This is a genomic window from Sphingomonas parapaucimobilis NBRC 15100 (assembly GCF_000787715.1).
GTDB lineage: Bacteria > Pseudomonadota > Alphaproteobacteria > Sphingomonadales > Sphingomonadaceae > Sphingomonas > Sphingomonas parapaucimobilis.
Genome location: NZ_BBPI01000105.1, coordinates 1 through 10922, shown reverse-complemented (window position 1 = coordinate 10922; position 10922 = coordinate 1). Strand labels below are relative to the sequence as shown.

Below are 10922 nucleotides of genomic sequence, written 5' to 3'. Positions count from 1 at the left end.
GCCACCACGACGGTCAACAACATTTTTCACATCAATGTCGTTTTTCTTGCGCGCAGATGAAACATAGCCACCGCAGCCTCCTTACCCGGCCTGCACGTCCTGCCCTTCACGCTGACGCTACGGCTTTCAGCAATACACACTCGTATCACGAACCTAGCATAGTTCTATCGACACCCTGGGCGGATGGGCTAGTCATCGCGCAGGAGATTGATATGAAACGCCTAATCACCCGGGTTAAGCGATTGCGGCAGGCCGACAGCCAGATCTCCGCGCGGGTTCGGGCCGTGCTGGTCGAGTCCCTCTATGCATCGCCTCGCTCGCTGGTCATCGGCGCACTGACCAGTAGCGCCATCGCAGGCGTCGTCGCCTTTTGCAGCCGCGACGAATGGCTGATCCTCTGCGCCGTCGCGCTGGGCCTGGTAGGCCTGATCCGCATCGGTGACGCATTGTGGAGCCGCGCGGCATCGGTACCCGAGCAGGAACGCGGCTACCGCCTCGGTGCGCTGAGCTATGCGACCTTGCTGGGCCTGTTCGGCCTGCTGACGCTGACGCGAACCGATGATGGTGTGTTGCATCTCCTCTCCGTCACGACTGCCATCGGCTATGCGGCGGGGATTGCAGGGCGCAATGCCGGGCGGCCTTTTATCGCCCTGTCCCAGCTCTGCTGCGCCTCTCTGCCACTGGCGATCGGGCTGCTCATCCCGCTCAGCCCATTAAAGGCGCTGATGGCCGCGGTGATCCTGTTCTTCGTCATCGCGATGATGGACATTACCCAGCAGACCTATGCCGCGATCCTGCGGGCCACCATCGCCTCGGAAGAGAAGGCCGCTTTGGCCGAACATCATGCGCGCATGGCCCGTCGCGACGACCTGACCGGCGTGTCGAACCGCACGGCCTTTCACGAGCAATTCGAGCAGCGCCTGCAACGTCTGGCGCAATCCGGCGACACGTTAGCGCTGCTCTGGCTTGATCTCGATCGCTTCAAGGAGGTGAACGACTCCTTCGGCCATCTGGCGGGCAATGCGTTGCTCGTCGCCATCGCGCAGCGGTTGAATGCGCAGTTCGGCGGAAAAGGCATCGTGGCCCGACTGGGAGGCGACGAGTTTGCCGTCCTTTGCCACCTCTCGCAGGATGAAGTCGTCGAACAGATCGGGGCGACCATTCTCCATCTGGTGCAACAGCCCGTGCCGTTCAGCGGCCATATATTGCACACCACGACCTCGATCGGCGTCGCCATCGCGCCCGACGACGGACAGGATGCCGATACGCTGTTGAAGAATGCCGACCTCGCCCTCTATCGCGCGAAGGAGGGCGGCCGGGGCCAGATGCTGTTCTACGAGCCGATCATGGACGAAAAGATCGAGCGCCGCCGCCAGCTCGCCGCCGCGATGAATGGCGCGCTGGAACGGGGCGAGTTTCACCTGCTGTTCCAGCCCATCTTCCGACTGGCGGAGAACAGCATCGCGTCGTGCGAGGCGCTGCTGCGGTGGAACAGTCCGCAATTCGGCCCCGTATCCCCCGCCGAGTTCATCCCCATCGCCGAGGAAAACGGCCTGATCGTGCCGATCGGCGCCTGGGTGTTGCAGCAGGCCTGTCAGGCCGCCGCCGGCTGGCCGTCGGGCGCGATGGTCGCGGTCAACCTTTCGCCCGTGCAACTGCGCACCGCGGATTTGACCGTCATGGTCGAGGGTGCCCTGAAGGCCAGCGGGCTACCCGCGCAACGGCTGACGCTGGAGGTGACGGAGACGGTGCTGCTCGATGATGTCGAACGGTCGGTCGCCGCGCTGACCGCGCTAAACCAGATCGAGGTGTGCACGACCCTGGACGATTTCGGAACCGGCTATTCCTCGCTCAGCTATCTGACCCAGTTTCCGTTCCAGACGCTGAAGATCGACCGGTCCTTCGTCATGGACCTGGAGCATAACCCCGCCTCGATCGCGATCGTGCAGACCATTGTCGAGCTTGCGGCCAAGCTCGGGATGCGGACGGTGGCCGAGGGGGTGGAGACGCCCGCCCAGCTCGACCAGCTGCGCCGAACGCGGTGCGATGCGGTGCAGGGCTATCTGCTGGCCAAGCCGATGCCCGCCGCAGAGGTGGCCGCTTTGTTCGCCGAGGCCGCCATCGGCAACCGGAGCCCCGGGCAAGCGGCTCGCCTGCCCGGGGCCGGTTGATCAGGCTACAGCCTTGTCCCGCAAACGGCTCTGTGCGGCGACCAGCCGTTCCATCCGCTTCAGGTCTCCTTCCGTCAGCCGCAACGCGGCATCCGCCCAGAGGTCGACCACGGCCTCCAGCTCCTCCAGCGGCAACGGATTGACCGCCCGCGACGCCTCATAGATGGCGCAGTGGGCGCTGTGCCGCCGCTCATTCTGGCGGATATAGTCGGCGACCATGTGCCGTCCCTCGCCCCGCTCGGCGAGGCCATGGACCAGGCCCATCTCGTAAAGCTCCTCGGCGCTATAGGTCCGGCCGCTCAGGATCATCCGCTCGGCCCGCGCCGCGCCCAGCCGTCGCGACAGGAAGCAATGCGCCCCCATGCCGGGGAACAGGCCAAACATCGTCTCGGGCAGGCCGAAACTGGTGCCGCGTTCGGCGATGACCACATGGAAGGACAGAAGCGCCTCGAACCCGCCGCCCAGCGCATCCCCCTCGACCAGGCCGATGGTGATGATCGGCCGCTCCAGTCCGCGCATATTGCGATAGAGGATACGGACGCAGCGATGGCCGTAAAGCGCCAGAGCGTCATGATTGCGGTCGCGGATCGCCTGCGCAAACAGGTCGAGATCGCCGCCGAGCGAGAACACGCCGGGAAAGCGCGAGCCAAGCACCAGATAGCGGATCGGCAGCGCGTCGCTGTCGACCGCTTGCACGATCCCATCCTGCCAGCGCTCGAAATCGCTCAGCAGGTCGGGGTTGAAACTTGGCCGGGCACGCGGGCGCATCGCAGTCCAGAGCGTATGGGCGGTGCCGTCATACTGTGTTTCGAGTTGCTCGAAGCTGAGCGCGCGGACGGTATCCGACGTGAGCGAGGCGCGGCCTTCACGGAAGCCATTCGCCATTTTGGGGTCATAAGCGGTCATCGGTGATACTCTCGACATGCAGCACCATGCTGCCTGCCGAGAATAGCCCGGACGCCAATCTTGCCCCTCGCCGAAACTGCCCCGCAAGTGACAGTTTCGGCCTTATAATACGTTAGTTAGCGGGTGACTGACCCAAATACTTGCCGAACCATGCCAGTTGTCTCTTCATCACATCGGGGGCCTGGGTGGGAACACAATGCCCGGCATCGGGATAGATGACGAGGCTGGTCTGCACGTTCTGACTCTTCAACGCACTCCACCATTCCACCGACTGGGTGGGCGGCACCTCGATATCGCGTTCGCCAACATAGATGAAGGTCGGGGTATGTGCGGTCTTGACGTGATAGACCGCCGAGACATCCTCATAGGCCTGATAGTCGTCATAGACCGACTTGCCGAAGAACGGGATCATCCAGGTGTTGATGCCGTTGGTCCCATAATAGCTGACCCAGTCGGACAGGCCCGCCCCCGCCACGATCGCCTTGAAGCGGTTGGTCCGGGTGTTGGCCCACATCGCCATGAACCCGCCATAGGAACAGCCGGTAAGGCCCAGCCGGGCGTCGTCGATCGGCGCGATCTTCTCGACCGCATCGATCCCGGCCAGAATGTCGCGCAGGTCGCCGCCGCCGAAGTCGCGCTTGTTCGCCGCCGTAAAGGCCTCACCCTGGCCATAGGAACCGCGCGGGTTCGGCAGGAAGCGGTAATAGCCCGCATCCTCGAAGGTGCTGCCCAATCCCTTTTCGATGAAGCGCGGCGTGCTGGCGGCGCTGGGGCCGCCATGGACCTGTACGATCATCGGCGCCCTGGCATCGGGCTTCGCCGTCAGCGGCGCCAACAGCCAGCCCTGCACCGTGAAGCCCTCGTTCGTCCAGGTGACGCTGCGCGCCTGAACGGCGGGCTGTTGGGCATCATTGTCGTGGGTTATCTGGCGCAGATCGGTCGCAGGCCCTGCATAGAGGGCCGGTGCATGAGTGAAGTCCTCGACGACGCTGGCCGCCATATCGCCCTTGGCATTCCAAGCGATCTTGCCGTCTCCGGCCGACAGGCCCACGGGCCGGGCGAAGAGCGGACGCGGGGCCTGGCCCGGCGCAAGGGCCACCGCCCCCATCTGTTCGTTGCGCAGCATCGCCGCGCGCAACCCGCCCTTCGTCCAAGTCAGCGCGGTGAAGGTCATCGGCTGACCCTTGGTCTGGTTGACCGGCGTGCCGCCCGACAGTGGCACGGTCCAGACATCACCGCCGATCGAGCCGAAATCGCTCATCAGGCCGCCGATATAGGCGACGGTCTTCCCATCCGGCGACACACGCGGCATGTTCAACTGCGTGGTGGGCTTGGCGATCGACGTCACGGCGCCGGTCTTCGCATCCACCCGGTCGAGCGTCGCCACCCACCAGTTCGCATCGCCATTGCCCAGCGCCGAGGTTACGACCAGCGACGAGCCATCGGGCGTCCAGTCATATTCGTAGATATAGCGCCCTCGCGGCGACAGCGGCACGGCTTTGGCGGGTGCCCCCTCCCCTATCGCCACGATGGCGAGGCGCTGTTCGTCATTAGCGACACCGATCTCGCCGACCTGCCGCGCACCCGCCTGGGTCGCACCGACATCCTTCGTCGCCCCCAGCGTGATGAGCATCGCCACCCGCTTGCCATCGGGCGAGAAGCGCGGGGTCGAGGCAAGGCCTTCGACCGTCGCGACAGGCCGTACCGCGTCACCATGCGCGAGCATCAGCTTGGTGACGCCGCCGTCCCGCGCCAGAAAAGCCAGGCCATCGCCCTGCGGCGCATAGGTCAGCCCCGAATAGCTACAGGTCACGCAAGGATCGATCCGCCGCACCACGCGGCCATCGCGTGCCGAACGCACGACGATGGCGGAATGGTTGTTCTCGCCCATCTCGATCGCGGCGACCTCGTTCCCTGACGGTGCCATCGTGACGCCGAGATAACGATGCACCGCCGCCTGCGCCGGAAACGCGATGGCCGAAGCGAGAAGAAAAGCGAGAGGAAGACGCATCGGCGATCCTTGATGGAAAATGATCTCAGGAAAATGACGCAAGACCATGATTTATCTGGCATTCACGTCAAGATAGTCAGGCATCCTCGACCACGCGGATGCCGCGCGCGTCCAGTTTGGCCAGCCGCGCAGGAAGCGCCTTGCTGATCGCCAGGAGCCGGGGGCGCGGGGCCTTTTTCCACTCCCGGCATTCCGGCAGGGTCCGGGCGCAGGCCACGCACCAACCGGTGCGGCCGTCGAAACGGCATATGCTGATGCACGGACTCTTCATGCCCGCACCCCGACAAGCCCGCTATCCAACTGTCCCTGCTCGCCAAACATGACGGAGCCGATCATCGCAACCGCATGAAGGCGGCGACCGCGTTGCGGACACTGTCGGCGAACCGGTCGTAGATCATGCGGGAGACTTCCGCGATGACGGGCTGGCGATCCCGCCCTCCCCGCGCGAAGACGGCGATCGCGACGCGGCGGCCGTCGGGCATGGTGATGAATCCGACATCGTTGGTGATGCCGTCGAGCGTGCCCGTCTTGTCCTCCACCAGTGTCCCGGCCGGGAGCAGTCCGCGAATGCGGCGAGTGCCCGTCCGACACTGGCGCATCAGACCCAGCAGATAGGCGCGGCTCTGGCTGGAAAGTGCCGTCCCGCTGTCGAGGATCCGCAGCAGCTGGACCATGGCAACTGGCGTGGCGACATCCTTGATATCCGCCAGATGCCCGCGCTCGCGGAGCAGCTGGGCGATGGTGCGGTCGACCCGCATCCCGCTGATGTTGTGCGACAACACCCATTGCTGGACCTTGGCAGGGCCGCCGAGCGTGGCGAACATCTGGTCGGCGGCCAGATTGTCGCTGCGCACGATCATCGCCTCCATTGCCTTGGCGGCGGTGCGGCCGTTGACCATGTCGTTCAGGCTGCGTCGTCCCTGATCCACCTCCGCCAGATAGGCCCCCGCAATGGCCAGCTTCACCGTGCTCGCCATCGGAAAGGGAATTTCGCCATTGACGATCGCGGTCGAACCGTCATCGAGGTCGATCGCCGCGATCCCATATTCACCGGACCGGCCGGAGAGGAGCGCGTTCATGTCGCGCTGCAGCTCGACAAGCTCCAGCGACCGCGCAGAAGCCGGAGCGGGAATAGCGCAGCAGGTCGCAATGCCCATCAGGATGAGACGGGAAAGCGGGGTAAAACGCATACAGCTTACTCGATCAAAGACGGAATCAGCGACAGCGACGCTAACCAAAAAGTGGGGCCGCGTCGCGCAGAAATATGCGGGCTTTGCGGCGAGTTGGTCGGACTTGCGGCAAGCGGCGGCTGGCCTGAACCACGCCGGTCCTGTTACCGTCGGTCATGGCCTCCATGAATTTCGAACTGCTGGACATACGGGTGTTTGTCGCGATCGCCGACGGCAAGAGCTTCCTGCGCGCCGCCGAGCAATTGAACCTGTCACAACCCGCGATCAGCCGCCGGGTCCAGAAGCTGGAGGCGACGGTCGGCACGCCCCTTCTGGAGCGGACGACGCGGACGGTGCGGATGACCCCGGCGGGCAAGGAGATATTGCCGCTGCTCCGCCGCCTGCTGGAAGAGCTGGACGAGTCGCTGCTCGGCATGATGGCCTCGGGCGAACGGCAGGCAGGGCGGCTGACCATCGCCAGCATCCCCAGCGCCACGGTGCGCTTCCTGCCGGACGTTCTGGATGCGCTGGGTCGCGACTATCGCAACGTCCGGGTGCGCGTGCTCGATCTGTCGGCGACCGAATGCGCCGAAGCGGTGCGGACGGGGCAGGCCGAATTCGCCATCACCCTGCCCGTCGCGTCGGACGGCGACATGGTCTATGAGCCGCTGACCGACGATCCTTACGGCCTTGTCTGTCGGAAGGACGATCCGCTGGCCGATCTCGCCGATCCGGCCTGGGGCGATCTGGCGGGCCTTCGGTTGGTGACGGTGCATCCGGGCAGCGGCAACCGGACCGCGCTCGACGCCGGGCTGGCGCGCGCGGGCATCGAATTGCGCTGGTTCTATGAAGTGACGCGGCTGACCTCGGCGCTGGCGCTCGTGCAGGCGGGGCTGGGACCGTCGGTGCTGCCGCGGCTGGCGTGCGAGGGGCCGGATGCGCGCGATCTGGTCTGGCGGTCGCTGCGCGGCGCGGAGGTCACACGCACCATCGGCGTGCTGCGCCGCAACTCCGCCACCCTGTCCCCGGCCGCGTCACGGCTGATGGGGCTGCTCACCGAGGCCTGGGCCGCCGAACCGCGTTCCGCCCCAGTGCGCGACGAGTAACGAGGCCGAGACATTGGCGGCGCCGCTGGTCAGCGCACGGATTTCCGACAGGAAACGATCGACCGCGATCAGCATCGCCGCTGCCCCGACCGGAATATCGGGCAGCAGCGACAGCGTCAGCAACAGCGCCGAGAACCCGCTGCCCGTCACGCCCGCCGCTGCCTTGGACGTGACGAGCATCACGCCGAGATAGACCGCGACCCGCTCCGGCGTCAGGGCCATGCCCAGCGCTTCGCTCAGGAACAACGTCGCGACGACCAGATAGACCGCCGTCCCCGCCAGGTTGAGCGAATAGCCCAGAGGCACGGTCAGCCCCACCACGCTGCGCGGAACGCCCAGAGCCTCCAGCTTCAGGATCAGGCGCGGCAATACCACCTCGCTCGAGGAGGTGCCCAGTACGATCAGGATCTCGTCGCGGAACACGCGCAGCAGAGTGCCGCCGCCAAGCCCGGTGGTCATCCACACCAGCACGACCAGCACGGCGATCAAAAGCCCACATGCCAGCGCCAGCGTCGCGAATAACTGCCCCAGCGAGCCGAGAAAGCCGAGACCATAGGTGCCGACCGTATAGGCGATCGCTCCGAAAGCCCCCACGGGCGCGGCGCGGACCAGGAAGCCGAAGATCGCGAATTGCAGCCGGGTCAGCGCCTCGATCCCCCGCATGATCGGCGCGCCCGCCTCGCCAATGCGCAGCAGGCCGAAACCGACCAGCCCGGCGACGAACAGTACGGGCAGGACCTCGCCCGCGGTAAAGGCCGAGAACAGCGTGTCGGGCACGATCCGCACGAGGAAATCGCCCGGCCCGGCGATGTGCCGCCCGGCCAGCTGCCGCTCCACCTCGGCCATCGCCGTGCCATAGGGCAGCAGCGGCAGGCCGCGCCCTGGCTGCATCAGCACCGCAACGCCCAGCCCGATGGCGAGCGCAGCGACGGTGATGCCCAGAAACACGATCAGGCTGCGCAGCACCGTGGCGCCCGTGTCACGCGCGGCGCCGTGGCGGACGATCCCCCCGACGATGGTGCAGAACAGGACCGGCGGCACCATCATCCGCATCGCCTTGACGAAAGCAATGCCCAACGGCCCCAGCTCGCGCCCGAACGCCGGGGCCAGCACGCCGATCAGCGTCCCGGTGACAATGCCGATCAGCATCTGGACATAAAGGTGCCGCAAGACGCGCAAGACCCCATCCGCTCCCGATATATGCATAAAACGCATCAAGCGCCCCGATCATTGCATTTGATCGAAAGGCCTCGTGCGAGGCTTAGTGCCGCGTCCGGCACGATGGCTCAAGCCCCTGCCACGACAGAAACTGTCGCAACAAGAACCCGCGAGCGAGCGGGACGGCCAAAAGAGAGGTATGATGGAAGCCCGATCTCCAAGGTTCCGAACCGTGATGCCGCGCCGCGCCGCGCTGGGGCTGGCATTGCTGCTGGGGTTGAACGCCGTCAGCGCGCCCGCCCTTGCCCGCGATACGAAGCCGACAAGGGTTCGCGAGCTGCACGTCGTCACGTCGGGGGGCTTCACCGCCGCCTTCCATGCGCTGGCAGCCAAGTATGAACGCGACACCGGCGTCCATATCGTTGCCGAGCACGGCCCCTCGATGGGTGACACGCCGCAGGCGATCCCAAACCGGCTCGCCCGGCATGAGGATGCCGATGTCGTGATCCTCGCTCGCAGCGGCCTGGACAGGCTGGCCGATCAGGGTCTGGTCACGAAGGGCACTGAAGTCGACCTCGGCCTGTCCAAGATCGCCATGGCGGTGAAGGCGGGCGCCCCCGCCCTCGACATCTCCACCCCCGACGCGCTCCGATCGACGCTGGTCAACGCCAAGTCGGTCGCGTGGTCCGACAGCGCCTCTGGCGTCTATATCCAGTCGACGATGCTCGACCGGCTGTGCGTCACCGATCAGGTGCGCCCAAAGGGCCGGATGATCCCCGCCACCCCGGTGGGTCAGATCGTCGCCACCGGCCAGGCCGAAATCGGTTTCCAGCAGCTCAGCGAGTTGAAGACGGTCAAAGGCATCCGCATCGTCGGCCTGATCCCGGAATCATTGCAGAAGGTGACGCCCTTCTCGGCAGGCGTCGTCGCCTGGTCGCCACGTCAGGCGGAGGCGCGCGCGCTGATCGCCTATCTGTCCTCGCCCAAAGCCTATCCGATCATCCGCGACAGCGGATTGGAACCCGCCTCGCAAAAGGCCAAGCCATGACCACCTCCACCATCCCCTTCACCACCGCCGACACTCCACCCCCGGTCTCCGCCGAGCACCGCAAGTCGGCGTTCAAGTCGATCTTCATCGTTGCCAGCGGCAACTTCCTGGAGATGTTCGACTTCATGGTGTTCGGCTATTACGCCACCTACATCTCAAAGGCGTTCTTTCCGACCGGCAGCGAGTTCGCCTCGCTGATGCTGACCCTGATGACCTTCGGCGCGGGCTTCCTGATGCGCCCGGTCGGCGCGCTGGTGCTGGGTGCCTATATCGACAAGCATGGGCGGCGGCAGGGCCTGCTCTTGACATTGGGCCTGATGGCGCTGGGCACGCTCGCCATCGCGATCACGCCAACCTATGCGCAGATCGGCGTCGCGGCCCCCATCATCATCCTGCTCGGCCGTCTGGTTCAAGGCCTGTCAGCAGGCGTCGAGGTCGGTGGCGTGTCGGTCTATCTCAACGAGATCGCGCCGCCGAACCGGAGAGGCTTCTTCTGTTCCTGGCAGTCGGCCAGCCAGCAGGCGGCGGTCGTGTTCGCCGCGCTGATCGGCCTGATCGTGTCGACCAGCCTGTCGCCCGAGACGATGCAGGCCTGGGGCTGGCGCATTCCCTTCATCATCGGCTGCGTGATGATCCCGTTCCTGTTCATTATCCGCCGCCACATGGAGGAAACCGAAGTCTTCCTGAAGCGCAAGGAGCATCCTCGGCTGTCGCAGATCATGCGGACCATCGGCGGCAACTGGGGCGTCGTGCTTCAGGGCGCGCTGATGGCGGTGATGACGACCGTCTTCTTCTACATGATCACCGCCTATACCCCGACCTTCGGCAACAAGGTGCTGTCGCTGACCCCGGGCGCCGCGCTGTTCGTGACGGCCTGCGTCGGCGTGACCAACTTCGTGCTGCTGCCGGTCATGGGCGCCTTGTCGGACCGGATCGGGCGTCGGCCGCTGCTGATCACGGCCACGCTGCTCGGCGCGCTGCTCGCCTATCCACTGATGAGCTGGCTGGTCGCAGCGCCCAGCTTCGGGCGGCTGCTGACCGTCGAGCTGCTGCTCGCCGCCATCTATGCCACCTACAACGGCGCGTTCATCGTGTACCTGACCGAGGCGATCCCGGCGCATGTCCGCACCGTCGGCTTCAGCCTGGCCTATAGCCTGGCCACCGCGATCTTCGGCGGCTTTACCCCCGCGATCAGCACCGCGCTGATCGGCGCGACCGGCGACAAGGCGATCCCCGGTGCGTGGTGTGCCGCCGCCGCGCTGCTGTCGCTGCTCGCCCTGTTGATCGGGTCGCGGATGCGGCGCAGCGCCGACTGATCCCATGAACCGCCGCACGCCTGAAGGAGTGCGGCGG

General features: G+C 65.7%; 9 protein-coding genes. 4 read left to right on the top strand and 5 right to left on the bottom strand.

All coding sequences use genetic code 11. From position 1 onward, the window contains the following. Nucleotides 1–212 precede the first annotated feature (212 nt). Nucleotides 213–2171 (top strand): putative bifunctional diguanylate cyclase/phosphodiesterase, encoded by a 1959-nt coding sequence (locus SP5_RS18040; protein ID WP_042491434.1) that lies wholly within the window; start codon nucleotides 213–215, stop codon nucleotides 2169–2171. Here SP5_RS18040 and SP5_RS18035 read toward each other — a convergent pair whose 3' ends face one another. The 4 genes from SP5_RS18035 to SP5_RS18020 all read right to left on the bottom strand — a co-directional run bounded on the left by SP5_RS18035 (nucleotide 2172) and on the right by SP5_RS18020 (nucleotide 6245). Next, complete coding sequence (locus tag SP5_RS18035) at nucleotides 2172–3077, bottom strand: crotonase/enoyl-CoA hydratase family protein (protein ID WP_042491432.1); 906 nt, start codon at nucleotides 3075–3077, stop codon at nucleotides 2172–2174. Nucleotides 3078–3189: 112 nt separating this feature from the next. Then, nucleotides 3190–5088 (bottom strand): S9 family peptidase, encoded by a 1899-nt coding sequence (locus SP5_RS18030; protein WP_042491440.1) that lies wholly within the window; start codon nucleotides 5086–5088, stop codon nucleotides 3190–3192. Nucleotides 5089–5164: 76 nt separating this feature from the next. After that, on the bottom strand, nucleotides 5165–5359 hold the full coding sequence (locus tag SP5_RS18025; RefSeq protein ID WP_042491430.1) for a DUF1289 domain-containing protein: 195 nt from the start codon (nucleotides 5357–5359) through the stop codon (nucleotides 5165–5167). A gap of 61 nt (nucleotides 5360–5420) precedes the next feature. Continuing rightward, nucleotides 5421–6245 carry a serine hydrolase gene (locus tag SP5_RS18020; protein WP_042491428.1) on the bottom strand — a complete coding sequence of 275 codons (825 nt, stop codon included), beginning with the start codon at nucleotides 6243–6245 and terminating at the stop codon, nucleotides 5421–5423. Nucleotides 6246–6433: 188 nt separating this feature from the next. On the opposite strand from SP5_RS18020, the gene SP5_RS18015 reads away from it, so the two are divergent. Then, nucleotides 6434–7363: a LysR family transcriptional regulator gene (locus tag SP5_RS18015; RefSeq protein WP_042491426.1), complete on the top strand. Its 930-nt coding sequence runs from the start codon at nucleotides 6434–6436 to the stop codon at nucleotides 7361–7363. Here SP5_RS18015 and SP5_RS18010 read toward each other — a convergent pair. Then, nucleotides 7292–8512 carry a cation:dicarboxylate symporter family transporter gene (locus SP5_RS18010; protein ID WP_167334742.1) on the bottom strand — a complete coding sequence of 407 codons (1221 nt, stop codon included), beginning with the start codon at nucleotides 8510–8512 and terminating at the stop codon, nucleotides 7292–7294. The two genes, SP5_RS18015 and SP5_RS18010, sit on opposite strands and share 72 nt — an antisense overlap. Before the next feature lie 244 nt (nucleotides 8513–8756). Between SP5_RS18010 and SP5_RS18005 the strand changes: the two genes are divergently transcribed. Together SP5_RS18005 and SP5_RS18000 are read left to right on the top strand one after the other, a co-directional pair. Beyond that, on the top strand, nucleotides 8757–9569 hold the full coding sequence (locus tag SP5_RS18005) for a substrate-binding domain-containing protein (protein ID WP_042491422.1): 813 nt from the start codon (nucleotides 8757–8759) through the stop codon (nucleotides 9567–9569). Continuing rightward, the gene (locus tag SP5_RS18000; protein ID WP_245613542.1) at nucleotides 9566–10885 is read left to right on the top strand and encodes an MFS transporter; all 1320 of its coding nucleotides are present in this window, start codon (nucleotides 9566–9568) and stop codon (nucleotides 10883–10885) included. The genes SP5_RS18005 and SP5_RS18000 overlap by 4 nt, the downstream gene beginning before the upstream one ends. Nucleotides 10886–10922: the final 37 nt, after the last annotated feature.

Coding starts and splice junctions, on each gene's coding strand:
- SP5_RS18000 (WP_245613542.1), top strand. CDS start 9,566: ATGACCACCTCCACCATCCCCTTCACCACCGCCGACACTCCACCCCCG.
- SP5_RS18025 (WP_042491430.1), bottom strand. CDS start 5,359: ATGAAGAGTCCGTGCATCAGCATATGCCGTTTCGACGGCCGCACCGGT.
- SP5_RS18040 (WP_042491434.1), top strand. CDS start 213: ATGAAACGCCTAATCACCCGGGTTAAGCGATTGCGGCAGGCCGACAGC.
- SP5_RS18005 (WP_042491422.1), top strand. CDS start 8,757: ATGCCGCGCCGCGCCGCGCTGGGGCTGGCATTGCTGCTGGGGTTGAAC.
- SP5_RS18015 (WP_042491426.1), top strand. CDS start 6,434: ATGGCCTCCATGAATTTCGAACTGCTGGACATACGGGTGTTTGTCGCG.
- SP5_RS18010 (WP_167334742.1), bottom strand. CDS start 8,512: ATGCTGATCGGCATTGTCACCGGGACGCTGATCGGCGTGCTGGCCCCG.
- SP5_RS18030 (WP_042491440.1), bottom strand. CDS start 5,088: ATGCGTCTTCCTCTCGCTTTTCTTCTCGCTTCGGCCATCGCGTTTCCG.
- SP5_RS18035 (WP_042491432.1), bottom strand. CDS start 3,077: ATGACCGCTTATGACCCCAAAATGGCGAATGGCTTCCGTGAAGGCCGC.
- SP5_RS18020 (WP_042491428.1), bottom strand. CDS start 6,245: ATGGGCATTGCGACCTGCTGCGCTATTCCCGCTCCGGCTTCTGCGCGG.